The 22,505-nt window shown below is 59.4% G+C and carries 20 protein-coding genes, 1 tRNA gene and 2 rRNA genes (1 of these 23 running past the window's edge); 12 read left to right on the plus strand and 11 right to left on the minus strand.

The window, feature by feature from the left end; all coding sequences use genetic code 11:
* The 3 genes from LA321_RS07945 to LA321_RS07955 all read left to right on the plus strand — a co-directional run.
* Positions 1-910, plus strand: a 23S ribosomal RNA gene (locus tag LA321_RS07945) (it extends 1,979 nt beyond the left edge of the window).
* Positions 911-1,034: 124 nt separating this feature from the next.
* Positions 1,035-1,149 (plus strand): 5S ribosomal RNA (gene rrf / locus LA321_RS07950).
* A 98-nt stretch (positions 1,150-1,247) separates the two neighbouring features.
* Positions 1,248-1,324 (plus strand) — tRNA-Asp (locus tag LA321_RS07955).
* A gap of 356 nt (positions 1,325-1,680) precedes the next feature.
* Here LA321_RS07955 and LA321_RS07960 read toward each other — a convergent pair.
* From LA321_RS07960 to LA321_RS07970, 3 genes are all read right to left on the minus strand, one after another.
* Entirely contained in the window at positions 1,681-2,046 is a 366-nt protein-coding gene (locus LA321_RS07960; protein WP_042070243.1) for a YijD family membrane protein, read from the minus strand.
* Between the two features lie 19 nt (positions 2,047-2,065).
* Positions 2,066-2,686 (minus strand): HTH-type transcriptional repressor FabR, encoded by a 621-nt coding sequence (fabR, locus tag LA321_RS07965; protein WP_026455969.1) that lies wholly within the window; start codon positions 2,684-2,686, stop codon positions 2,066-2,068.
* A gap of 299 nt (positions 2,687-2,985) precedes the next feature.
* On the minus strand, positions 2,986-3,126 hold the full coding sequence (locus LA321_RS07970; protein WP_167335320.1) for a hypothetical protein: 141 nt from the start codon (positions 3,124-3,126) through the stop codon (positions 2,986-2,988).
* Positions 3,127-3,312: 186 nt separating this feature from the next.
* Between LA321_RS07970 and LA321_RS07975 the strand changes: the two genes are divergently transcribed.
* The gene (locus LA321_RS07975; protein WP_026455970.1) at positions 3,313-3,939 is read left to right on the plus strand and encodes a lysoplasmalogenase; all 627 of its coding nucleotides are present in this window, start codon (positions 3,313-3,315) and stop codon (positions 3,937-3,939) included.
* Positions 3,940-3,990: 51 nt separating this feature from the next.
* Here the strand turns inward: LA321_RS07975 and LA321_RS07980 are convergent, their stop codons facing one another.
* Positions 3,991-5,544 (minus strand): DHA2 family efflux MFS transporter permease subunit, encoded by a 1,554-nt coding sequence (locus tag LA321_RS07980; protein WP_042070245.1) that lies wholly within the window; start codon positions 5,542-5,544, stop codon positions 3,991-3,993.
* The gene (locus LA321_RS07985) at positions 5,544-6,596 is read right to left on the minus strand and encodes an HlyD family secretion protein (protein WP_042070246.1); all 1,053 of its coding nucleotides are present in this window, start codon (positions 6,594-6,596) and stop codon (positions 5,544-5,546) included. Before LA321_RS07985 ends, LA321_RS07980 begins: the two co-directional genes overlap by 1 nt.
* Before the next feature lie 97 nt (positions 6,597-6,693).
* On the opposite strand from LA321_RS07985, the gene LA321_RS07990 reads away from it, so the two are divergent.
* The gene (locus LA321_RS07990; RefSeq protein ID WP_042070248.1) at positions 6,694-7,596 is read left to right on the plus strand and encodes a LysR family transcriptional regulator; all 903 of its coding nucleotides are present in this window, start codon (positions 6,694-6,696) and stop codon (positions 7,594-7,596) included.
* Positions 7,597-7,605: 9 nt separating this feature from the next.
* Positions 7,606-7,920, plus strand: a complete 315-nt coding sequence (locus tag LA321_RS07995; protein ID WP_042070249.1) for a putative signal transducing protein — start codon at positions 7,606-7,608, stop codon at positions 7,918-7,920.
* A 5-nt stretch (positions 7,921-7,925) separates the two neighbouring features.
* Here LA321_RS07995 and LA321_RS08000 read toward each other — a convergent pair whose 3' ends face one another.
* Positions 7,926-9,209 carry a dicarboxylate/amino acid:cation symporter gene (locus tag LA321_RS08000; protein WP_042070250.1) on the minus strand — a complete coding sequence of 428 codons (1,284 nt, stop codon included), beginning with the start codon at positions 9,207-9,209 and terminating at the stop codon, positions 7,926-7,928.
* Between the two features lie 208 nt (positions 9,210-9,417).
* Here LA321_RS08000 and LA321_RS08005 point away from each other — a divergent pair, with 208 nt between their 5' ends.
* Together LA321_RS08005 and LA321_RS08010 are read left to right on the plus strand one after the other, a co-directional pair.
* The gene (locus LA321_RS08005) at positions 9,418-9,663 is read left to right on the plus strand and encodes a YecH family metal-binding protein (RefSeq protein ID WP_042070251.1); all 246 of its coding nucleotides are present in this window, start codon (positions 9,418-9,420) and stop codon (positions 9,661-9,663) included.
* Between the two features lie 98 nt (positions 9,664-9,761).
* Positions 9,762-10,361 carry a YhgN family NAAT transporter gene (locus LA321_RS08010; protein ID WP_026455977.1) on the plus strand — a complete coding sequence of 200 codons (600 nt, stop codon included), beginning with the start codon at positions 9,762-9,764 and terminating at the stop codon, positions 10,359-10,361.
* Here the strand turns inward: LA321_RS08010 and LA321_RS08015 are convergent.
* A complete protein-coding gene (locus LA321_RS08015) occupies positions 10,334-11,326 on the minus strand; it encodes a LysR substrate-binding domain-containing protein (RefSeq protein ID WP_042070252.1) in 993 nt (330 codons plus the stop codon). The two genes, LA321_RS08010 and LA321_RS08015, sit on opposite strands and share 28 nt — an antisense overlap.
* A gap of 273 nt (positions 11,327-11,599) precedes the next feature.
* Here LA321_RS08015 and tatA point away from each other — a divergent pair, with 273 nt between their 5' ends.
* The 4 genes from tatA (at position 11,600) to LA321_RS08035 (ending at position 15,102) form a co-directional block, all read left to right on the plus strand.
* On the plus strand, positions 11,600-11,761 hold the full coding sequence (gene tatA / locus LA321_RS08020; protein ID WP_042028974.1) for a twin-arginine translocase TatA/TatE family subunit: 162 nt from the start codon (positions 11,600-11,602) through the stop codon (positions 11,759-11,761).
* Positions 11,762-11,775: 14 nt separating this feature from the next.
* Positions 11,776-12,078, plus strand: a complete 303-nt coding sequence (locus tag LA321_RS08025; protein ID WP_026455980.1) for a DUF406 family protein — start codon at positions 11,776-11,778, stop codon at positions 12,076-12,078.
* 123 nt (positions 12,079-12,201) lie between these two features.
* Positions 12,202-13,620, plus strand: a complete 1,419-nt coding sequence (locus LA321_RS08030; RefSeq protein ID WP_042070253.1) for an MltF family protein — start codon at positions 12,202-12,204, stop codon at positions 13,618-13,620.
* Positions 13,621-13,848: 228 nt separating this feature from the next.
* Positions 13,849-15,102, plus strand: a complete 1,254-nt coding sequence (locus LA321_RS08035) for a phospholipase D family protein (RefSeq protein ID WP_042070254.1) — start codon at positions 13,849-13,851, stop codon at positions 15,100-15,102.
* A gap of 494 nt (positions 15,103-15,596) precedes the next feature.
* Here LA321_RS08035 and LA321_RS08040 read toward each other — a convergent pair whose 3' ends face one another.
* The 4 genes from LA321_RS08040 to LA321_RS08055 form a co-directional block, all read right to left on the minus strand.
* Complete coding sequence (locus LA321_RS08040; protein WP_042070256.1) at positions 15,597-18,155, minus strand: TRAP transporter permease; 2,559 nt, start codon at positions 18,153-18,155, stop codon at positions 15,597-15,599.
* A gap of 103 nt (positions 18,156-18,258) precedes the next feature.
* Positions 18,259-19,230: a TAXI family TRAP transporter solute-binding subunit gene (locus LA321_RS08045; RefSeq protein WP_026457441.1), complete on the minus strand. Its 972-nt coding sequence runs from the start codon at positions 19,228-19,230 to the stop codon at positions 18,259-18,261.
* 415 nt (positions 19,231-19,645) lie between these two features.
* The gene (locus LA321_RS08050) at positions 19,646-21,787 is read right to left on the minus strand and encodes a S9 family peptidase (protein WP_042070257.1); all 2,142 of its coding nucleotides are present in this window, start codon (positions 21,785-21,787) and stop codon (positions 19,646-19,648) included.
* Between the two features lie 243 nt (positions 21,788-22,030).
* Entirely contained in the window at positions 22,031-22,462 is a 432-nt protein-coding gene (locus tag LA321_RS08055) for a DUF411 domain-containing protein (RefSeq protein ID WP_042070258.1), read from the minus strand.
* Positions 22,463-22,505 lie beyond the last annotated feature (43 nt).

Here is a 22,505-nt window from a genome sequence, read left to right on the forward strand (position 1 = left end):
CCACCCGAGACTCAGTGAAATCGAATTCGCCGTGAAGATGCGGTGTACCCGCGGCTAGACGGAAAGACCCCGTGAACCTTTACTACAGCTTGGCACTGAACATTGAACCTACATGTGTAGGATAGGTGGGAGGCTTTGAAGGCGTGACGCCAGTTGCGCTGGAGCCGTCCTTGAAATACCACCCTTGTATGTTTGATGTTCTAACGCAGGCCCCTGAATCGGGGTCGCGGACAGTGCCTGGTGGGTAGTTTGACTGGGGCGGTCTCCTCCCAAAGAGTAACGGAGGAGCACGAAGGTTGGCTAATCCTGGTCGGACATCAGGAGGTTAGTGCAATGGCATAAGCCAGCTTAACTGCGAGACGGACAGGTCGAGCAGGTACGAAAGTAGGTCATAGTGATCCGGTGGTTCTGAATGGAAGGGCCATCGCTCAACGGATAAAAGGTACTCCGGGGATAACAGGCTGATACCGCCCAAGAGTTCATATCGACGGCGGTGTTTGGCACCTCGATGTCGGCTCATCACATCCTGGGGCTGAAGTCGGTCCCAAGGGTATGGCTGTTCGCCATTTAAAGTGGTACGCGAGCTGGGTTCAGAACGTCGTGAGACAGTTCGGTCCCTATCTGCCGTGGGCGTTGGATGATTGAAGGGAGTTGCTCCTAGTACGAGAGGACCGGAGTGAACGAACCTCTGGTGTTCGGGTTGTCACGCCAGTGGCACTGCCCGGTAGCTAAGTTCGGAATCGATAACCGCTGAAAGCATCTAAGCGGGAAGCGAGCCCTGAGATGAGTCATCCCTGACCCCTTGAGGGTCCTGAAGGGCCGTTGGAGACCACAACGTTGATAGGCGGGGTGTGTAAGTGCAGCGATGCATTGAGCTAACCCGTACTAATTACCCGTGAGGCTTAACCATACAACACCCAAGAAGTGTTTCTGGCCTTGTAGCAAGTGCATGAACTACTTATAAATTCAGTGATAATGACAAAGCAAACTAGCTAGGTCGTTATTCACGTCAGCTTTCTGGATTGAAGAATTTGCCTGGCGGCCATAGCGTCGTGGAACCACCTGATCCCATGCCGAACTCAGAAGTGAAACGCGGTAGCGCCGATGGTAGTGTGGCATTCGCCATGCGAGAGTAGGACACTGCCAGGCACCCAATTAAACAGTGATGTGCAAAATCACGTTACTGGCTGCGAGGATGACACCTCATCAAGAAGCAGCAAAAGATTTAGCGAAAGCTAACCGAATGCGGAGCGGTAGTTCAGTCGGTTAGAATACCGGCCTGTCACGCCGGGGGTCGCGGGTTCGAGTCCCGTCCGCTCCGCCACTAACAAGAAGCCCAGTCTAACGACTGGGCTTTTTTTTTGTTTTTAAGGCCTTCCCTGATGGGAAGGCTTTTTTGCTTTCTGGCATTTGCGAACGGGAATAAGGCGGGAATAAGGAAAGAAGAGACAACGGCAGGGCTGCGACTTGCTACTGGCAACACCGTCCCGACCTGCAGTCTCTTATGCTTGAGCCGGACGGTGTCCGTCCAGTCAGAGAGTTGCTTGCCGCTGGCTTCTCAAACCCTGACCTCAGGGAGGCATCGACTTTTCCCTATTCCTCTGCAGCCGTAAAAAAGCCTTCCCGATGGAAGGCTTTTTATCTTCATTTTGTACTGGTTAATACAGATATTCTGTTCTTTCAGGCTTTCTCTTTCTTGCCAAAGCTCAGGCCCAGCTTGATGGAAAGGGCGGCCAATAGCAGCAACATCATGATCAGAGAGAAGAAATTGCTGCCCATTTCCGGGTATTGCACCTTGAGCAGGGCGGAATGACCAAATACACCGATAAAGAAGCAAAGCAGGGTGCATACCGGGGTATTGCCCACCATGGGCTCCTGTCGATAGTGCAGGAACAGTTGGTAAGCCGCCAGGAAGAAGGCGATGAGAGGATAGAGGGAGAAGGGGACTTGCGAGTTGGTCAGCACAGCCAGCGATGCATCTCCGCAGATGCCAGTGAGCAGCGCCAGTATGAGAGGCTTTTTCGGGATCATTAGCTGTTCATGCATATCGTTCTCCATCCAATGGTTATGAGTGAGGGGCATGGCGTTTCTGGTTTTGAACCTCGGCACCCATGGCGATCATTCGCAGCTGGCGAATCGTACGCTCGGAGAGCGCACGGCACTCTTCGCTGGTCATGTCGAGGGCATCTGCCCCGGCGCTGAATACGATGGTGACCATGGCTTCGGCCTGAATATAGGCGTCTTCTCGCGGGGCCTGAGTGGTGGCCTCAAGGTAGTCGGTCAGCTCGGCAATGAAGTGCTGGATCTCGCGTGCTACGGCTTGGCGAAATGCGGCCGAGGTGCCTGAGCGTTCCCGCAACAGTAGCCGGAAAATGTTGGGGTTGTTCTCGACGAACTCCATAAAGGTCTGCACCGAGGTGCTGATGACGCTGCCGCCACCGGCAATGCGTTGACGGGCCTGGCGCATCAGCTGACGCAGAGTCAGGCCTCCTTCGTCCACCAGGGTCAATCCCAGCTCCTCCATATCACGGAAGTGGCGATAAAAAGAGGTCGGGGCTATGCCGGCCTCTCGGGCGACCTCCCGCAGGCTGAGATTGGAGAAACTACGGTTGGCGCACAGTTGGCTGAATGCAGCATCGATCAATGTACGCCGGGTTTTTTCTTTTTGTTGAGCGCGAATACCCACGAAATCTGTCACCTTCAGCTTGTCGAGGCCAGATGATAACCCGAAGGCGCCTCAGGATCAGGTTTGTATCCTATTTTTTTGCCAGCGAGCGTATCCTCTTGTTGGCGTCGGGGAGTATGAGTCATGGTCGCCGCGATGAGGGATTCGGTGCGGCATTTTCTGGCGAAACTTGCCCTTGAGCCTGATATGTCCGTTCTGGCAGGGCTTGGTTGCAAGAGGCAATCAGTAAAAGAGAAAGCCACCAGTTCGGCGGCTTTCTCTTTACGTGATATGTGCCGTTTACCTTGCCTGAAGGTGGATTATTCCGGCATATCCTGCTCTTGCAGTGCGCTCAGGGTCTGTTGTTCCAGCTGGCTGAGGCCCAGTTGCTCACAAGCCTGCTCAAAACTGATCCCCAAATGGCACATCATGATATCGATCGCAGGCAGATAGTTTTTCATAGCTTCTTCCATGGTGATCCTCCGAACCCGTCTCTTATGCCCTGAGTGACTCGGGGCTGCAATTAGACTTTAGGCTTAGTCCGCTCGTTTGATAACCCCCTGCCACAGCGGACGACTATTTGTTAATCTACTCAATGAGATAGAATGGTTTCCGTATGGCAGCGAGCATCAGGTAAGGGGCAGGGCATGTTATTGAGTTTCTTGATCATCGCATCCGGTTGGTGGCATATCCGCGCCGCCTATGGTGCTGATTATCGCCAGTTTTATCTCAGCAAGCCGCTGACCATGCTGTTTATCATCGCGCTGGCATTCGGTTATCAGGGTTATGATCACGATGGATCCCACGCCTGGATCCTGCTTGGGCTCTGTCTCTCGCTGGCGGGTGATGTGTTGCTGATGCTACCGGCAGACCGTTTTATCGCCGGGTTGGCGGCATTTCTTGTCGCGCATCTCTGTTACATCGTCGGTTTTGCCCAGGGTCCCTTGTTGCTCAATCTGGTAGATGGGCTTTTGCTGTTGTTGGTCGCCGGCATGGTATTTGGCGTCTTGTGGAGCAAGCTGGGGGAGATGCGGATCCCTGTCTTCTGCTACATGTTGGTGATCATCTGCATGGCCTGGGTGGCAGCCGGTGCCTGGCATGCTTCTCTGACAGCAGGCAGTGCCGCAGCTCTGGTGGGGGCACTGATGTTCCTCTTCTCAGATACTATGCTGGCACTCGATCGTTTTCGTCGTCCCTTCCCCCAGGCCCGCGCCTGGATCATGAGCAGCTATTTTGCGGCGCAATTCCTGATAGCCGGGTCGTTGGCGGGCTGAGTATTACCGCTAACACAAAACGGGCCCTTGGGCCCGTTTCTGATTAGGGCATCATGCTTCTATCGGTTCGGCGTCAGCTTCCCTGGTGGCTGGTTGCTTGAGTAGCAACATCAGGCCGCTGGCGATCAGCAGGAAGATGCCCATCACATAGAACACCTGGTTGTAGGCCATGATGGCCGCCTCGCGGCTGATGGTATTCGACAGCATGGTCTGGGCTTGTTGCCTGGCCAGCTCCGGGCCAGAACCTTGTACCATCATGCTCTGGGTCAGCTGCAGCAGGTAGTTCTGTCCCTCTATGCTGCTGGCGGCCAGGGTGCTGCTGATCTGGCTGACATGGACCCGGGTATCGTTGTCGATCATGGTCGCTATAATGGCGATGCCAAAGGCACCCCCCAGGTTGCGCAATACGTTGAGCAGGGTAGAAGAGGAGGGGATTTCGTCATGGGTCAGGCTGGCGGTCGCCACCAGCGAGAGCGGCACCATGATGAAGGGCTGGCCCAGCGCCCGCACGATGAGCGACTGGATCAGCTGGGGGCCGGCATAGTCGGCGCTCATGTTGACGTTCATAAAGCAACTGGCGGCGAACACCAGAAAGCCGAAGCTCACCAGATAGCGCGGGTCTATCTTGTGGGTCAGCCTGGGCACCAGCGGCAGCACCAGCAGTTGTGGCAGGCCCATCCACATTAACACTTCCCCTATCTCCAGCGCGTTGTAGTTGTGGATCTGGGTCATGTAGAGCGGCAGCACATAGATGGAGCCCATCAGTGCCATGCCAAGCACCAGATAGGCAAAGCAGGCCAGGGCGAAACGCGGGTTGTGCAGCAGTCTCAGGTTGACCAGCGGATGTCGTCTGAGTAGTTGACTGATGACGAAGAACACCAGAGCGACCACAGAGATGACGGTGAGCCGCACGATGAAGCTGGAACCGAACCAGTCCTCCCTGTTGCCCTCTTCCAGCACCACTTCCAGCAGACCCAGCCCCACCGCCATGGTGACGATGCCGACGAGATCCACTCGCTTGATCACCCCCCAGTCCACCGGCTGCTTGTCCAGTCCGTGAGCCAGCATGGCCAGCACCAGCAGTCCGGGCGGCACGTTGAGGTAGAAGATGTAGTGCCAGGACATCTGTTCCGTCAGCCAGCCACCCAGGGTCGGGCCGATGGCGGGGGCGAAGGTGGCGCACAGGCCGAACAGCGCCATGCCGGTGGCTCTCTTCTGCAGGGGCAGCAGAGTCACGATGAGCGAGAAGGCCATGGGGATCAGCGCCCCTCCGGTGAAGCCCTGCAGCGCACGGAAGACGATCATGCTGGTGAGGTTCCAGCTGAACGAGCAGAGCACGGAGGCGACGATGAAGGCCCCCGTGGTCCACAGCAGGTAGCGCCGCACGCTCAGCCCCCGGCTCAGCCAGCCGCTCAGGGGAATGGCGATCATCTCCGCCACCAGGTAGGAGGTGGAGATCCAGGAACTCTCGCTCAGGGTGGCCGACAGGGCCCCCTGAATGTCTTTCAAAGAGGCATTGGTGATCTGGATGTCGAGGATGGCCATGAAGGCACCGATAAGGCCCCCCATGACCGCGATCCAGTGGCGGCGTGGAATGGGTTCCATCAGTTGGCCGCAACCAGAGGCTCGGGAGTGCGGGTATCCACTATGACCTCGGTGGAGAGGCCCGGGCGCAGCTTGCCTGCTAAGGGGCCCGGCTCGGGGATGCGGATCTTGACCGGCACCCGCTGCACGATTTTGGTGAAGTTGCCGGTGGCGTTTTCCGGCGGCAGCAGCGCGAACTTGGCGCCGGTAGCGGGTGCCAGGCTGTCGATGATCCCCTCGACCGGCTGATCCGGATAGGCATCCAGGATCACTTCCACTTTTTGTCCGGGTTGCATGTGAGCGAGCTGGGTCTCCTTGAAGTTGGCCTCGACCCACACTTGCTGCAGCGGCACCAGGCTGGCTACCTGCATGCCGGACTGGACGTAGAGCCCTTCCCGCAGGCTGCGTTTGCCGATGATGCCGTCGGCAGGGGCACGCAGTTCGGTGTAGCCAAGCTCCAGTCTGGCTTGTGCCAGTTTGGCTTCGCTCAGGGCCAGCTTGGCCTGATTTTGTTTGGCTTCAGCATCCAGCACCAGCAGCCGCTCCCGAGCCGCCTGCAGAACGGCCTTGGCTTCCTGCATCTGTGCCTGCGTGACCTGCAGGCTGGCGCGCACTTCGTCCAGACTATCTTGCGAGCTGTAGTGGCGCTGGTTGAGCTGACCTATTCGCTGTACTTGCTGCCGGGCACGCAGTTGCTCGGCTTCGGCGGAGGCGACCCTGGCTTCGGCCTGCTGGATCAGGCTCAACTGTTGGACACGGGTCGCGGCCAGGTTCTCGATCGTGGCCTGAATAAGGTGAAGATCGGCCTGCGCCTCTGCTACCTGGCTTTGGAACTCGCGATCATCGAGGCGGGCGATCAGCTGACCCGCCTTGACCGACTGGTTGTCGGTCACCAGCACCTCGCTGATGTAACCGGACAACTTGGAGCTGATCCCGGTCACTTCACTTTGCAAATAGGCGTTGTCGGTGCTTTCGAAATAGCGGCCATGAAGATACCAGTAACCGGCAAACAGCAGGCCAAGCAGGGCCAGCACCATGGCGGCCAGCAGGGGAATTTTCTTGTGTTGACTCATCGGGGGGGATTCCTGAACTTAAGAGACGCAGGCTAACACCGGCCAACTGTTTCGATTAGTATCAGGTTATGAGAATAACTGTCTCATTGGTGAAACAATGGATCTCAATGCTGCATTAATCCTGGTTCGTATCGTCGACAAGGGATCTTTTACTGCCGCTGCCCAGGAGCTGGGGATGACCAAGGCGATGGTAAGCCGACGCATTGCCGAGCTGGAGCGTCGGCTCGGCGTGCGCCTGCTCTATCGCTCTACCCGCCAGCTCACGCTGACGGAAGAGGGAGAGCAATATTACCAGCGCTGCAGCAAGGCGGTGGATGCCCTGACGGAGGCCGAGCTGATGCTGAGCGCTCGCCAACAGGAGGTGACCGGCACCCTCAAGCTGGCCGTGCCCATCGAGACCGGGCAACTGGTAGTCGGCCGCATGGTCGCCAAATTTCTGCAGCGCTATCCCGCCATGCAGGTGGAGCTGGAGCTGACCAACCGGATCCTGGACCCCATCAGCGAGGGACTCGACGCCGTGGTGCGGGTGGGGGACATGAGCAATTCTAACCTGGCAGCGCGTCGGCTCTGGAGTACCGAGCGGCTGCTCTGTGCCAGTCCGGACTATCTGGCTCGCAGTCCGGCGATCGCCCGGCCGGAGGACTTGCTCCGCCATGAGCGGGTGGCAGTCAGCAGCGGTTTTCTGGCGTCCCACTGGTGTTTTGAACAGGATGGCAGAGAGGTTCTGGTTGACCCCCCATCCCGTTTTCGGGTTAATAATATTACCTGCGCCAGGGAGGCCGCAAAGGCGGGACTGGGGCTCGCTTCGTTACCCGCTATGCTCTGTCTGGAGGAGCTGAAACGCGGTGAACTGGTCTCCCTGCTGCCTGAGTGGCAACAGCCGAGAGTACCCATCTATCTGTTGTTTCCGGAGCGGCGCCTGATGCCGCGCAAGTTGCGGGCGTTTATCGATTTCATGGTGGAGAACGGTGTCGAGTTCGGCATCGACAAGCTGCTGTAAGGGGGACCTATGGAAAACTGGATCAACCTCTATCGCGCCTCTCATTCGCTGGAAGCCCATGCGCTCAAGGGGGCGCTGGAAGTGGAGGGGGTCATGGTGCGCCTCAGTGGCGAGGGGCTGTCAGGAATATTGGGCGAGTTGCCAGTCGATCTGCTTCAGGTCACCCTGATGGTGCGAGCCGAGGATCGCAGCAAGGCCGGCAGAGTCATCGAGCGTTACCAGCAGCGTCAGGGCAACGGCTGGCTCTGTGGCCAATGCGGGGAGGAAAACGGCGCCAACTTCGATGTCTGCTGGCGTTGTCATCACGATCCCCATGAGGGTTGAACGGGCTAGCGCAGGGGGAAGTCGATATCTTCCCCTGCGTGTTCGTCATGATAGGTCGCCATATCCAGTTCGTTCTCGCTGCGCGCAATCAGCACTGAAACCAGTATATCCCCCGAGACGTTGACGGCGGTGCGCGCCATGTCGAGGATCCTGTCGATCCCTGCGATGAGCGCCACTCCCTCCAGCGGCAGGCCGACGGCGGTCAGGGTCAGGGTCAGCAACATCAGGCCGGTGCCCGGGGTGCCAGCGGTGCCGATGCTGGCCAGGGTCGCGATGCTGATGATGGTCAGGTAATCCACTACGTGCAGATCGACACCAAAGGCCTGGGCCACGAACAGGGCGGTGACGCCCTGATAGAGAGCCGTACCATCCATGTTGATGGTGGCACCGATGGGCAGTACTTTGGCGGTGATGGCGGAAGAGACTCCCAGCCGTTTCTCGGCACAGGCCAGGCTGATGGGCAGGGTGCTTGAGCTGGAGCTGCTGGTGAAGGCCACGGCCTGGGCATCGACGATGCTCTTGAAGTAGTGCAGCGGATTGAGCCGCGCCAGCAGGATCAGCAGGGCGCTGTAAACCCCCAGCACATGCAGCAGGCAGCCGAGGTAGACGGCACCGATCACCTTGAACAGCGGCAACAGCAGGTCGATGCCATATTTGCCGATCATCCAGGCCATCAGGGCACAGACGCCGTAGGGCGCCAATGCCATCACCATCTGGGTCAGCTTGAACATCCCCTCCGACAACGAAGTAAAGAAGCGGATGGCGGGACGACCGCGGCGGCCGCTGGCGTTGAGTGCCACTGCGAGGGCCAGGGCGAAGACAAGCACCTGCAGGATCTTGCCATCAACCATGGCCTGGATGGGATTGCTGGGGACCAGCTGGCTGAGCACTGTGCCCAGGGTCGGTTGCTGCACCATCCCGACCCGTTCATAAGGGCCCATGTCGGCACCCATGCCGGGTTCCAGCAGCCAGCCCATCATCAGGCCGATGCAGATGGCGATGGCAGTGGAGCCCAGATAGAGGCCGATAGCCTTGCTGCTGATGGCATCCAGTTTCTTGCCCTTGAGCAGGGCGGTGAGGCCGGCGATGACAGAGCAGAAGATGAGGGGCACCATCAGCATCTGGATGGTGTTGACGAACAGCACGCCGATGGGCTTGAGCAGCAGGGCCTGCTCCTTGAAGCCAACGCCGAGGGTGACCCCCAACAGCATGCCGATCAGGGTCTTGAGCCAGAGTGGGCGGCGGGTCCAGATCTGCCAGGGCTTGAAAGCCTCTCCATGGAACAGCATGACGCCAATATCCTTATTAATTTGTCTGCAATGGCAAAAGGGGCGCCAGTGTAGCGATCCCCGATGCGGGTTGCCACATTATCGACAAAGGAGTCGCCACGACCAGTCTCTTGACCGGGTAATGCGTGATTTATTGGTCTACATCAAGATCCCCGGTGCCCTGACAGGATTTAATGAGCATTAAATATGTTCATTAATGAGGTGCAAAATGTCGCAATCGGTACACGGTCATGAAGTAATGGAGATGATGCTGGAGCTGGGCGGACAGTTTACCCGTGCCAGCCTCAAGCAGGCGATGGCCGAGCGTTTTGGCGAACAGGCGCGTTTTCATACCTGCAGCGCCAGCGAGATGGATGCCGAGGCCCTGATCGACTTCCTGGCTGCCCGCGGCAAGTTCATCGAGTCCGCCGACGGTTTCCAGACCCACGCCGACAAGATCTGCAACCACGGTTGACCCTCTGCGAGCGCATCATGGCGCTCGCTGAATACCTCCCATTTTGCTATATTTCGCCCCTTCTCTTTTTGCTATTCAAGGCGTAGCCAGGGCGTTGTATGGATACCTTCTCTGCCGCAGTCATGCTGTTTCTGATCATGGACCCGCTGGGCAACCTGCCGGTCTTTCTCTCCATTCTGCGTCACATCGATCCCAAGCGGCGACGCAAGGTGATGATCCGCGAGCTGCTCTTCTCCCTGGCGATCATGATGCTGTTCCTGTTCGTCGGCCAGCAGATCCTGAGCTTTCTCAACCTGCGTCAGGAGGCGGTGAGCATTGCCGGCGGTATCATCCTCTTCCTCATCGCCATCAAGATGATCTTCCCGGGAGAGGGCGGTGTGACCGGGCTTGCTGCGGGTGAAGAACCCTTCCTGGTGCCGATGGCGATCCCGATGATCGCCGGCCCCTCCATCCTCGCCTCCCTGCTGTTGCTCGCCAACCAGGAGCCGACCCGGATGGTCGACTGGTCGCTGGCCCTCTTCATGGCCTGGGGAGCCAGCGCAGTGATCCTGATGTTCTACGAGGTGTTCAACAAGTTGCTGGGTGAGCGTGGACTCACTGCGGTGGAGCGGCTGATGGGCATGCTGCTGGTGATGATCTCGGTGCAGATGCTGCTCGATGGTGTGCACCACTACCTGCAGGTGACGGCCCAGTCCTGATCGTCGACATGGGCGTGAGGCTCAAGCTGGCTCATGATCTGGGTCAGCAGGGTCTCGCGCAACCAGCGATGGCCCGGATCCTCGTCATGGCGCTGATGCCAGATCAGCAGGTGGGAGATGCTGTCCAGCTCGATGGGCAGAGGTAGCTGCATCAGGGGATAGACCTGGGTCGCATGGCGGGCATAGAGACTTGAGAGCGTCACTATCATGTCGGAGTGCATCCCCATCCGCAGCGCCGCCTCGAACGAGGGGACGGTTGCCTCGATCCGCCGGTAGAGATCCTGTTCCGCCAGCTTGTAGTCCAGCATCCAGCGATCCCGTCCCTCGCAGTAGGTCTGTACATGGGGGTAGCGCAGATAGTGGTCCAGATCCCAGCCTGGTTCCCGCAACGCGGGGTGATGCTTTTGCACCAGGCAGGTCAATCCGTCGATGGCCAGCAGCCGCTGGCAGATGCTGCTTGGCAGGGTATCGAGCCGGTAATCCGAGTTGATGCAGTTCTCCCGCACAGTGAAGGCGATGTCCACCTGTCCCTGGCTCATCTCGGTCAGGCTGTTCTCGGTCCACTCTTCATAGCGCAGGCGGATCCGCGGCGCCTGGCGCTTCAGCTCGCTCAAGTAGAGTGGGGCGAACAGGGTGAAGGCGCTGTCCATGCTGGCGATGACGAACTCCCGCTCCGAACTGGCGGGATCGAACGCGGGGGGCTGGATCAGGTTGTCCAGCGACAGCAGTATGGGTTGCAACTGCTGTTGCAGTGTCTGGGCACGGGCGGTGGGTTCCAGCCCGTAGGCGGAACGGATGAAGAGCGGGTCGTCGAAAGTCTCGCGTAGCCGTCCCAGGGCCTTGCTGACGGCAGACTGGCTCAGGTGAAGGCGACGGGCCGCCTTGCTGCCGTTGCGCTCTTCCAGCAGCACCTGCAGGATGATGAGCAGATTGAGGTCAATGCGGGCCAGTTGTTCCAGTAGCATGATATGAATCCTGTTCAATACAAGGATGAATTTATACCATTAGTATTCATATCTTGGCGATCTTATCCTCTAGAGGTCTCGGGCCCGCCAGGGCCGCTGGTACAGGATGTAGCGGTTGAGGGGACAAAGTAGCACAAGCAATATGGCGGCCCCGGGCCGCCATATTTTTTGGGCGATTTATTTGCCAACTTGCACCCGTCTTGATTTTACCCAACAATCCTTGCGCGTTAATTTGATACAACCAGCAGATATCTCTGGATGAGAGGTTTCCCTATGGGACTCGGTGGAATTCATATCTGGCATTTGTTGATCCTCTTGCTGGTGGTCGTGCTGGTGTTTGGCAGCAAACGCCTGACCAGCGCCGGCGAGGATCTGGGTACCGCCATCAGGGATTTTCGTAAAGCCTTGCGTGACGATGCAAATCATCCGAAATGAGTAGGAGTGGAAGTATGTCTGTAGACGATAAAGTTGAATTGAACGAAACCTGCGACAGCTGTGGTTGCTTTGCCGAGATTGGCACCATTATCGGCGAAGGTGATGACGTGATGGATCTGGTGATCGAGGCCGCTGAAGAGGAGGCTGCCCGCGCCAAACTGGCTGCCTATGAAGCGCTGGCCAAGCAGGTCACCGAAGAGGCCAAGGTGAGCAGCGAGCTGACCCAGGGCGCCGATGGGGTGATCCTGAAAGCCCGTCTGCAGTTCACCTGCACCGCCGAAAAACTGATTTTCGAGATGCGGGCTCGCGCCATCTGAGCACTGTAATGATGCGGCAGGTACGCCTGCCGCGTTGACCCTTCTGCCGTGGGTCGAGTTCTATAGTTAGTCTATTCCACCGTCGGTATTGACCGGCGCGAGTGGCCAACAAAAGGCGAACACATGCGGCAATGGATCTGGGGCCTGCTGGCTCTATGGTGTCTTCCTCTGCTGGCGGCCGATCTCAAGCCGCAGCGTCTTCCCCAGCCCGGGGACCTAGACAGTATCCTGCAAAAGCGTGAACTCAGGGCCCTGGTGGTCTATGAGCGCGGCTTCTACTTCCTCGACAAGGGGGCCCAATACGGCATCCTGGTCAACCAGCTGCAAGGGTTCGAGCGCTGGCTGAACAAGACCTATCTCGCCAAGGAGAAGGTCAAGCTCAAGGTGGTTTACATCCCGGTCAGGCAGGACAAGCTGCTGGATTATCTGACGGAGGGGCGTGGCGATCTGGTGGCGGCCACCATGACGGTCACCCCGACCCGAAGGGAGCAGGTCAGCTTCTCCAGGCCGCTCATCTCTTCCATTGAGGAGTGGGTGGTGAGCCAACATAGCCTGCCCTCCTTCAACCGCATCACCCAGCTCTCCGGCCGACGGGTCTGGGTGCGGGCCAGCTCCAGTTACTATGAAAGCCTGCGTCAGCTCAACTGGCTGTTTCGCGAACTGGGACTGCCCCCCGTCTACATAGAGACGGTGCCCGAATATCTGCAGGATGGCGATTTGCTGGAGATGGTGGCGGCCGGGATTATCCCCCTCACGGTGACTGACAGCTACAAGGGGCGGATCTGGCTCGGGATGATCGATGGTCTCAAGGCGCACAAGCTGGTGCCCCTGCGCAGCAATGGCACCAGTGCCTGGGCGCTGCGCAAAAACAGCCCCGAGCTGCTCAAGGCGGTCAACGGTTATCTGGCCAGCGTCAGCCAGCACAGCCTGTTCAGCGATCTGACCCTGCGGCGCTTGCTGGCCCACAGCGAGCGGATGAGCAACATATTGGCACCGGATCCCTTGGGGCGACTGGCAAAGATCCGTAAGGTGCTTGAAAAATATGCGGAAAAATATGACATCGACTGGTTGATGCTGGCAGCGCTGGGATACAAGGAGTCTGGTCTCAATCCCAACGTGCGCTCCCCAAAAGGGGCGGTTGGCATCATGCAGCTGCTGCCTGCCACCGGGCGGGAAGTGGGGATCTCGGGAGCCAGGCTGGCGAGTCTGGAGGGCAACGTGGAGGCCGCCTGCCGTTATATGCGGTTGATCCTCGACACCTATTTCAACGATCCCGGTCTGGATCGGCTCAATCGTCACCTGTTTGCCCTGGCTGCTTACAATGCAGGGCCCAACCGGGTGCAGGCATTGCGCAACAAGGCCCGCTCACTGGGGCTGGATCCCGATGTCTGGTTTGGCAACGTGGATCAGCTGGTGGCCAACGAGGTGGGGCAGGGGCCGATCAACTATGTGGGGACCATCTACAAGTACTATGTCGCCTACCGTTTCAGCCTGCTCCAGATTGAAGGCAAGGCTGCCGCAATCGAGGCGGTGCAGCCCTGAGCTCCTGGCCGGATTGGGCCGGCAGGGTCACCGGAAGCTGCCAGCCGCCATCCCTGTGCTGCAAAAACCAGTGCACGGGGTCGGTGGTCGGGACGACATCTGGCTGGCCTGACTGGTCGAGATAGCGCACCATCGGGGTATCGTGCAGTTCCATCAGCAGCTCCTTGCTTGCTATTCAGAGAGGCTTGCCAGCGTTATGACACTCCCCGATGACAACAGGATGACAGCATGATCCCGGGATCCTTCGCCCTGATCGCGGATCCCCTGCTGGCACTCAAGGTGCGTTGCCAGTGGATCCGCACTGCCCACGAGCGGATCCAGGCCCAGTACTACAGCTGGGAAGAGGACAGCAGCGGCAAGCTACTGCTCAGCGAGCTGCTCCATGCCGCCAGGCGCGGTGTCAGGGTCGAGCTGCTGGTGGATGATCTCTATGCTGGCGACAACCGCTTTCTGGAGATGGTAGCCCACGAGCCGGGGATCGAGGTACGCCTGTTCAACCCCTTCTGGTTGCGGGGCTGGCGGCCCCTGGCGCTGCTGCTGGAGGGGCTATTCAGCTTTCGCCGCATCAATCACCGCATGCACAACAAGCTGCTGCTGGTGGATGGCAGGCTGGCGCTGATTGGCGGTCGCAACATCGGCGATCGCTACTTCCATCTCGACGATCAGCCCCCCTTCGTTGATCTGGATCTCGCCTGCCGGGGAGCATTATGTCAGGAGATGGCGCAGGGATTTGACCAGTTCTGGCACAGCCGCTGGAGCCATCCCATTCGCCACCTGTTGCGACGACCCCCGCTGCCCGCCGAGATCCGGGTGGTCAATGACTTCCTGCTCACCATGACGGATCCGGCCGTTGCCGCCGTCTATTCATTGCCAGCCAGCCTGTTTGTCGATGAACCCCTGGCGCTGCAGTGGCACGACGGCGTGGCGGAGGTATGGTTCGACCGGCCCGGCAAAGGATTGATCTCGCGACCTGCCACGGCCCGCCAGCTGTGGCAGCGACTGGCAGACAATCCGCACTCATTGTCGTTGGTGACCCCTTACCTCATCCTGACCCGTGGCTTTCGCCGCCGCCTGTTGCAGTTGCGTCAGCGGGGCGTGACCATCGATATCCTCACCAACTCCCTGGCCAGCACGGATGTGCCTCTGGTCTATGGCGCCTACCGACGCTATCACGGCTGGCTGCTGCGCCAGGGGATCCAGGTGCACGAGTTTGGCGATGACAGCCACAGCCTGCATGCCAAGCTGATCCTGCTGGGGCGGGAGCGGGCCCTGTTTGGCAGCCTTAACCTCGATCCCCGCTCGCTGTTTCTCAACACCGAGCTGATGCTGCACCTGTGTTGCCCGACTCTGTGCGAGCAGCTGAGGTCGTGGCTGATGCACTGGCAGGAGCAGGCCAGTAGCGCACCCCGCAAAATCGATGGCTGGCCCCGGCGACTGGTGGCCCGACTCAGTGACTGGTTGCCCCTGAAGCGCTGGCTGTGAGGCGGGTGTTTTTTGTGCGAGATCTCGCAAAGCCTTGTACGCCTTTGCTTATCCTCCGTGCGGGTGAATAGCTATTCATTTCCTTATCTTGCTGTTTTTAAATGAATTATTGTTAATGTGAAGGCGGTTTTTTGTATCAACACGGGAACTGCAGGGCATAAAAACGTTTTTTTATTTTATTTGTCTGCGTAATATTTCATTTGCAAGGACAAACACGGCGGCCCGTCTGCCGTGTGGATGAAGGCAACAAAGGGTGACCGGTCGACTGCATCGCTGCAATCGACACTGACTTCGGATGGGTAGCGGACTCTGGGGAAGTGGGGTAAGGCATCCGGCGTGGCCGGACTCCAATATGGAACATGCTATTTGCGAGGGGGTGACATGGAAATGTCACCCCACTTTTTTTGGGGCCGTTTTTCCTTTTGAGCCACCTTCGCCGCCATGGTCTATGCCGGACAAAAAAACAGGGCCGCATCACGCGGCCCTGTCAGGGATCAAGCAGGCTGTGGTACCAGGCGTCGGCGTTGCAGCCAGACAATGACGCCGAACAGCAGGAAACCCGGGAGCCACATCAGCTCCTTGCGCCAGCGATCGGTCGGAGCCTTGACGGCCAGGATCTCCTGGTCAAACTCCAGCCCCATGCCGGCGGCAGGGCTGCCGAAGGCCACGTTGTCGATCAGGGTCTTGCCATCCTGTTCATAGAGGCTCAGGCCCAGATTGGCCAGACGCTCTTCACCGTTGGCACCATCGGGCACGGCAACAAGCAGGGTGAACTTGCGGGGTTTGCCCACCGCATCTTCCCCTTGGACCCGCAGCCGCAAGGTGCTCTCCACCTCCAGTTCACCCATAGTCTGGGCCAGCTGGGCGGGTGGCGTCTCGCGATAGGGATCGTGCACCATGTCCATCCAGAAGCCGGGGCGGAACAGGGTAAAGGCGACCAGCAGCAACAACACGCTCTCGTACCAGCGGCTCTTCACCAGGAAGTAGCCCTGGGTCGCGGCGGCGAAGATCAGCATGGCGATGGTGGCTACGATGAAGATCATCACCCCGTGGGCAAAATCCACGTCGATCAGCAGCAGATCCGTGTTGAAGATGAACAGGAACGGCAGTGCAGCGGTACGCAGGCTGTAGTAGAACGCCGTGATACCGGTCTTGATGGGATCACCCTTGGAGACGGCGGCCGCGGCGAACGAAGCCAACCCCACCGGCGGGGTCACGTCCGCCATGATGCCGAAATAGAACACGAACAGGTGCACGGCGATGAGCGGCACAATGAGGCCGTTCTGCTGCCCCAGGGTGACCACCACGGGCGCCAGCAGGCTGGAGACCACAATGTAGTTGGCGGTGGTGGGCAGCCCCATGCCGAGGATCAGGCTCAGCAGGGCGGTCAGCAGCAGCATCAGCAGCAGATTGCCCATGGAGAGCATCTCCACCAGATCGGCCAGCACCAGGCCAACCCCGGTCTGGGAGACTGCACCGACTATGATGCCGGCAGTGGCAGTGGCGATACCGATGCCGATCATGTTGCGGGCACCGGCCACCAGACCTTCGCGCAGGTCGATGACGCCGTCGCGTACGGTGCCGTAGTCATGTTTGCCGTCGGTGCGCAGCCAGTTGAGCAGCGGACGCTGGGTCAGCAGGATGATGACCAGCATGACGGTGCCCCAGAAGGCGGACAGGCCGGGGGAGAGGCGCTCGATCATCAGACACCATACCAGTACCACCACCGGCAACAGGAAGTGCAGGCCGGAGAGCAGCACGGTGCGGGTGTCGGGCAGCTCGGTGAGCGGCTTGCCGGGATCTTCGGCTGCCAGCGGTTCATTGCTGGCGGCGATCTTCAGCAGGCCCACATAGGTGGCGGCCAGCAGCAGGGAGATCCCCGGCAGGGCATAGTCGCCCAAGGCCGGCTTGAGCCAGCCCAGACCGTAGTAGACCGCCATCGACAGCCCGCTGATGAGGGCGGCGCCGAAGGCAAAGCCGGTCAGGCGACGCAGCCAGGGCTTGGGCTGATGGCCACCGATGGGTTGCATGCCGAGCTTGAGCGCTTCCAGATGGACGATGTAGAGCAGGGCGATGTAGGAGATGGCCGCCGGCAGGAAGGCGTGCTTGATGATATCCACATAGGGAATGCCGACGTACTCCACCATCAGGAAGGCCGCAGCGCCCATTACGGGCGGCATAATCTGGCCGTTGACCGAGGAGGCCACTTCCACCGCCCCGGCTTTCTCCGAGCTGAAACCCACCTTCTTCATCATGGGGATGGTGAAGGTGCCTGTGGTGACCACGTTGGCGATGGAGGATCCGGAGATGAGGCCGGTGAGGCCGGAGGCGACTACCGCCGCCTTGGCCGGGCCGCCACGCAGGTGGCCGAGCAGGCTGAAGGCGAGCTGGATGAAGTAGTGACCGGCACCGGCCCGCTCGAGCAGGGCGCCGAACAGTACGAACAGGAACACGAAGCTGGTGGAGACCCCGAGGGCGATGCCGAACACCCCTTCGGTGGTGATCCACTGGTGATTGGCCAGCGCGGTAAAGCTGACCCCACGGTGTGCCAGCAGACCCGGCATCCAGGGGCCGGCCAGGCTGTAGACCAGGAAGACGATGGCGATCACCGCCAGAGCCGGGCCGAGAGCGCGGCGTGCCGCTTCCAGCAGCAGGGGAATGCCGATGCAGGCGGTGACCAGATCCGAGGTGGTCAGGTTGCCGGGACGCTGGGCCAGCGCCTCGTACATCACGAACAGATAGGATGCGGCACCGGCGGCGATCAGCCCCAGCGCGATATCGCTGAGGGGGACTCGATCCCGCGGGGAGGAGCGAAACGCGGGAAACACCAGATAGGCCAGCAACAGGGCGAAGGTGAGATGAATGGCGCGCGTTTCGGTGTCATTGAGTACGCCAACCCCGAAAATGAAGGGGAGCGGCGAGGCGATCCAGAGCTGGAACAGGGACCAGGCCAGTGCCAGGGCGGTAATGAGCCAGCCCATGGCTCCCAGCGGCAGGCGGGCGCCTACATCCTGGGCGATCAGTTCCTCGGTAGAGAGTTGTTTGTCTTGCATAGGGTCAACTTGTGCCATCGAGTACAACAAAAACGACACCCGCCGCCGCAAACCGCGCAGCCAACGGGTGTCGAAGGAGTGACAAAGGCCCTGGGGCCTTCAATCAGAGCCAGCCGCGCTCTTTGTAGTAGCGAGCAGCGCCTTCATGCAGCGGAGCGGAGAGCCCCACCTTGATCATGTCGGCTTCCTTCAGGTCGGCGAAGGCCGGGTGCAGGCGCTTGAAGCGGTCCAGGTTGTCAAACACGGATTTGACCAGCTGGTAGACCACTTCCGGATCGGTTTTGGCGCTGGTGGAGAGTACAGCCTTGCCACCGATGGACGGGGTCGGCTTGTCGCTGCCCTTGTAGAGGCCACCCGGGATCTCGGCCTTGGTGTAGTAGCTCTTCTCGGCCAGCAGCTTGTCGATGTCAGCGCCGGTGACCGGTACCAGTACCGCATCCGTGGTGGTGGAGGCTTCCTGGATGGCACCGTTCGGGTGACCGACGAAGTAGCTCATGGCGTCGATGTTGTTGTCACCCAGTGCGGAAGCCTGCTCGGCGGGTTTCAGCTCGGAGACCAGACCGAAGTCGCTCTTCTTCCAGCCCTTGACCGCCATGATCTCTTCCATGGTGTCACGCTGGCCGGAGCCCGGGTTGCCGATGTTGACGCGCTTGCCTTTCAGATCGTCGAAGCCGGCGATCTTGGCGTCCTTGCGGGCCAGGATGGTGAACACTTCGCTCTGCAGGGAGAAGACGGCACGGATGTCGTCCATGGCACCTTCGGCCTGGAACGGGGGCAGCCCTTTCATCGCCTTGTACTGGTGGTCGGACTGCATGATGCCGAAGTTGAATTCGCCGCTGCGAATGCCGTTGACGTTGGCGACACCGCCGCCGCTGGCCGGGGCGTTGCACTTGATCTCATGCTCGGTGGAACCACGATTAAGGAAGCGGCAGATAGACTGGCCTGCCACATAATAGACGCCGGTTTGACCGCCGGTGCCGATGGTCACGAAGCGCTCCTGCGCCTGTACCGGACCACCAAATGATACGCCGACCAGAGCAGCCGACAGTGCGCACGCCAAGGATAATCCTTTCATTTTTTCTCCCTTTTTCTTGGATTTGGTTTACCCGATCCGCGGGTAAATTGATGGTAAGCCCGTTCTGCGCCGGGTTTGCCATTGCTTCATGTGTGCTGCATGACATGGGCGGGATCCTGGGTGCCCTTGCCTGCGGTCATCGCGTCCTGCGGTGACTGTTGTGGCGTCCTGCCACCGGGGGTGTTTGGCCAATAGCAGGCCGGATAAAAAGTTGTAAGCACTCCGATTAAGCACATTTTGCCAACATAAATCAAACTAAATGGCAAACTAACGGAGTTAAATCTCGAGAAACATGACCGCGATCATTCATTTCCCTGTTGCAGATTAAGGGGTGTCGACGCGAAATGGAAGAGAGAAAAAGAGAGCCTGGATTCTTTTGTAGCCCTTGCGTGGCAAGGGCTACCGTGAAATGGACTCAGGGGGCAGGGTTGGCCAGGTCCAGAATAAAGGCGTACTCCAGGGCGATATCCTCATAGGCCTTGAAGCGGCCGGACTTGCCGCCGTGGCCGGCATCCATGTCGGTATTCAGCAACAACTTGTTATCATCCGTCTTCAGCTCCCGCAGCTTGGCCACCCACTTGGCAGGCTCCCAATACTGCACCTGGGAGTCATGCAGCCCGGTGGTGACCAGCAGATTGGGGTAGGCCTGGGCCTTGACCTGATCGTAGGGGCTGTAGGACTTCATGTAGTCGTAGTAGCGCTTCTGATTCGGGTTGCCCCACTCGTCGTATTCGCCAGTGGTGAGGGGGATGGACTCGTCCAGCATGGTGGTGACCACGTCGACGAACGGCACCTGGGCTACTACGCCCCGATAGAGCTGGGGCGCCTGATTGATGACGGCCCCCATCAGCAGGCCGCCGGCGCTGCCGCCCATGGCATAGACCTGATCTTTTGCGCCATAGCCCTGCGCTACCAGTGACTCGGTGACGTCGATGAAGTCGTTGAAGGTATTCTGTTTTTTCAACAGCTTGCCATCTTCGTACCAGTGGCGGCCTAGCTCCTCACCGCCACGGATGTGGGCGATGGCGTAGACGAAACCCCGATCCAGCAGGCTCAGGCGGGAACTGCTGAAGTCAGGATCCATGCTGGCGCCATAGGAGCCGTAGCCATAGACCAGCAGCGGGTTGTGGCCGTTTTTCTTGAACTTGTCCTTGCGATAGACCAGCGAGACCGGCACGGCCACGCCGTCCCGGGCGGTCACCCAGAGTCGCTCACTGGCGTACTGCTCCGCCTTGAAGCCCGTCACCGGCTGCTGCTTGAGCAGGGTGCGCTTGCCGCTGGCCATGTCGAGCTCATAGGTGGATGAGGGCGTGGTCATGGAGGAGTAGCCATAGCGCAGGGCACTGGTCTCCGGCTCCGGGTTGTAGGCGAGCCAGGTGACGTAGGCGGGGTCGTCAAAGGCGATCTCTTTCTGCTCGCCGCTCTGCCAGTGGATCTGGCGCAGCCGGGTCAGCCCCTGGTTGCGCTCTTCCACCACCAGCCAGTCCCGGAACAGGGCGTAGCTCTCCAGCAGCACGTCGGGATTGGGGGCGATCACCGGCTTCCAGCGCTCGACCGGGCTCTCTTTGGTCTCGTACAGGCCGAAGTTCTTGCCGTCCTTGTTGGAGCGCACATAGAAGTGGCCACGGTAGTGATCCAGGGTGTATTCGTGATCTACCTTGCGCGGCAGGAACAGACGGGGTGCCTGCTCCGGCGCGTTGGCGTCGATGAGGCGCGCCTCGCCGGTAGTGGTGCTGGAGAGATTGATGACGATGAAGTCTTCTGAGGTAGTGGCGTAGAGGCTGACGTAGAAGGTGTCGTCCTTCTCCTCATAGACCAGCTGATCCTTGGCCGGATCCGTGCCCAGGGTGTGGCGATAGACCTGATAGGGCAGCAGGGTCTTGGGGTGCTTGCGCACGTAGAACACCGTCTTGCTGTCGTTGGCCCACACCAGGTTGCCCGAGGTGTTCTCCAGGGTATCTGCGGCCCACTTGCCGCTCTCCAGATCGAGGAACTGGATTCGGTACTGGCGGCGGGAGAGGTAATCCTCCGCCACCGCCAGCCAGCGGTTGTTGCGGCTCACTTCCAGCGCCCCAAGGGCGTAAAATTCGTGTCCTTCGGCCCGCTGGTTGCTGTCGAGCAGCAGCTTGGACCCCTGCTCTCCCAGCTTGGTGCGCGAATAGATGCCGTACTCCTTGCCCGGCTCGTAACGGGTCTGGTAGCGGTAGCCGTTCTTCACGTAGGGGACGGACTCGTCCTGCTGGGGAATACGGGCCACCATCTCCTTGTAGAGGGTTTCACGCAGCGCCTTGGTCGGCTTGAGCATGGCCTCGGTGTAGGCATTTTCGGCCTTGAGGTAGGCCAGCACCTCGGGATCCTGACGATCGTCATCGCGCAGCCAGTAGTAGTTGTCGACCCGGGTATCCCCGTGTTTCTTCAGCGTATGCGGGTGTTTGGCGGCAACGGGGGGTTGGACAGGGATTTCGCTTCTCGGCATGGCAGACTCTTGGTTGGCATAGGAACAGGGAACGGCTGTCAGACAGGCTAGCAGCAGAATCCCTCGAGAAAAGGGGAACATGTCGCATCCTTTGCGCGTTAACAGGGTTGGCGAACCGGCGAACCGGCGTATCGGCTCCTTGAACTGGCCAACAATCTGCCCCTTGTCGCCGGTGGTTGCAAGCAGTCCCTTGTTATCGCAGGAAAAACCATCAAAAAAGGCCGCTATCTCGCGATAGCGGCCTCTTCTCTGGCCATGAGCGACAAGGGTCCGCTCAGGTGTGCCTCACATGATGGGGGAGTGCCGGTTCATGGCCAGTATTCGTCAGCCGGGATAGCTCGACCAGACCTTGGTCGTGCCCTCGTTGCTGATGCTCAGCACCTGGTAGGGTTGGCCCGGAATGTCCATACCGGGGGCGCTCTGTGGCATACCCGGAATGGTCAGGCCGCGGATCGCCGGCTTCTCTTTGAGCAGCTTCTTCACATCGGCGGCGGGCACGTGTCCCTCGATCACATAGCCGTTGACCACCCCGGTGTGGCAGGAGGCCAGTTGCGGGGCGATGCCGTATTTCTGTTTGACCGGTTCAAGCTGTTCGGTTTCGATGACTTCGAGTTCGAAGCCATTCTCTTCCATGTGCTTGTTCCAGGCCTGGCAGCAGCCGCAATATTTGGATTTGTAGACGGTCATCTTCTCGGCCGCGAGAGCGGAAAAGCTGACGGTGCCGGCCAGCAGGGCCAGCAGCAGGGATTTGTACATAACTCACCTCAGATTGAATAAAACATGCCCAAAAACGGGGATT

The organism is Aeromonas enteropelogenes (genome assembly GCF_020097295.1).
GTDB classification, from domain to species: domain Bacteria; phylum Pseudomonadota; class Gammaproteobacteria; order Enterobacterales; family Aeromonadaceae; genus Aeromonas; species Aeromonas enteropelogenes.

Bases quoted from the DNA above. Each gene is read 5' to 3' on its own strand.
- LA321_RS07960 (WP_042070243.1), bottom strand. From the start codon at position 2,046: ATGCATGAACAGCTAATGATCCCGAAAAAGCCTCTCATACTGGCGCTG.
- LA321_RS08015 (WP_042070252.1), bottom strand. From the start codon at position 11,326: ATGCTACTGGAACAACTGGCCCGCATTGACCTCAATCTGCTCATCATC.
- LA321_RS08050 (WP_042070257.1), bottom strand. From the start codon at position 21,787: ATGTTCCCCTTTTCTCGAGGGATTCTGCTGCTAGCCTGTCTGACAGCC.
- LA321_RS07990 (WP_042070248.1), top strand. From the start codon at position 6,694: ATGGATCTCAATGCTGCATTAATCCTGGTTCGTATCGTCGACAAGGGA.
- LA321_RS08000 (WP_042070250.1), bottom strand. From the start codon at position 9,209: ATGCTGTTCCATGGAGAGGCTTTCAAGCCCTGGCAGATCTGGACCCGC.
- LA321_RS07970 (WP_167335320.1), bottom strand. From the start codon at position 3,126: ATGAAAAACTATCTGCCTGCGATCGATATCATGATGTGCCATTTGGGG.
- LA321_RS07995 (WP_042070249.1), top strand. From the start codon at position 7,606: ATGGAAAACTGGATCAACCTCTATCGCGCCTCTCATTCGCTGGAAGCC.
- LA321_RS08005 (WP_042070251.1), top strand. From the start codon at position 9,418: ATGTCGCAATCGGTACACGGTCATGAAGTAATGGAGATGATGCTGGAG.
- LA321_RS08055 (WP_042070258.1), bottom strand. From the start codon at position 22,462: ATGTACAAATCCCTGCTGCTGGCCCTGCTGGCCGGCACCGTCAGCTTT.
- LA321_RS08025 (WP_026455980.1), top strand. From the start codon at position 11,776: ATGTCTGTAGACGATAAAGTTGAATTGAACGAAACCTGCGACAGCTGT.
- LA321_RS07985 (WP_042070246.1), bottom strand. From the start codon at position 6,596: ATGAGTCAACACAAGAAAATTCCCCTGCTGGCCGCCATGGTGCTGGCC.
- tatA (WP_042028974.1), top strand. From the start codon at position 11,600: ATGGGACTCGGTGGAATTCATATCTGGCATTTGTTGATCCTCTTGCTG.
- LA321_RS08030 (WP_042070253.1), top strand. From the start codon at position 12,202: ATGCGGCAATGGATCTGGGGCCTGCTGGCTCTATGGTGTCTTCCTCTG.
- LA321_RS07975 (WP_026455970.1), top strand. From the start codon at position 3,313: ATGTTATTGAGTTTCTTGATCATCGCATCCGGTTGGTGGCATATCCGC.
- LA321_RS08035 (WP_042070254.1), top strand. From the start codon at position 13,849: ATGATCCCGGGATCCTTCGCCCTGATCGCGGATCCCCTGCTGGCACTC.
- LA321_RS07980 (WP_042070245.1), bottom strand. From the start codon at position 5,544: ATGGAACCCATTCCACGCCGCCACTGGATCGCGGTCATGGGGGGCCTT.
- LA321_RS08040 (WP_042070256.1), bottom strand. From the start codon at position 18,155: ATGCAAGACAAACAACTCTCTACCGAGGAACTGATCGCCCAGGATGTA.
- LA321_RS08045 (WP_026457441.1), bottom strand. From the start codon at position 19,230: ATGAAAGGATTATCCTTGGCGTGCGCACTGTCGGCTGCTCTGGTCGGC.
- LA321_RS08010 (WP_026455977.1), top strand. From the start codon at position 9,762: ATGGATACCTTCTCTGCCGCAGTCATGCTGTTTCTGATCATGGACCCG.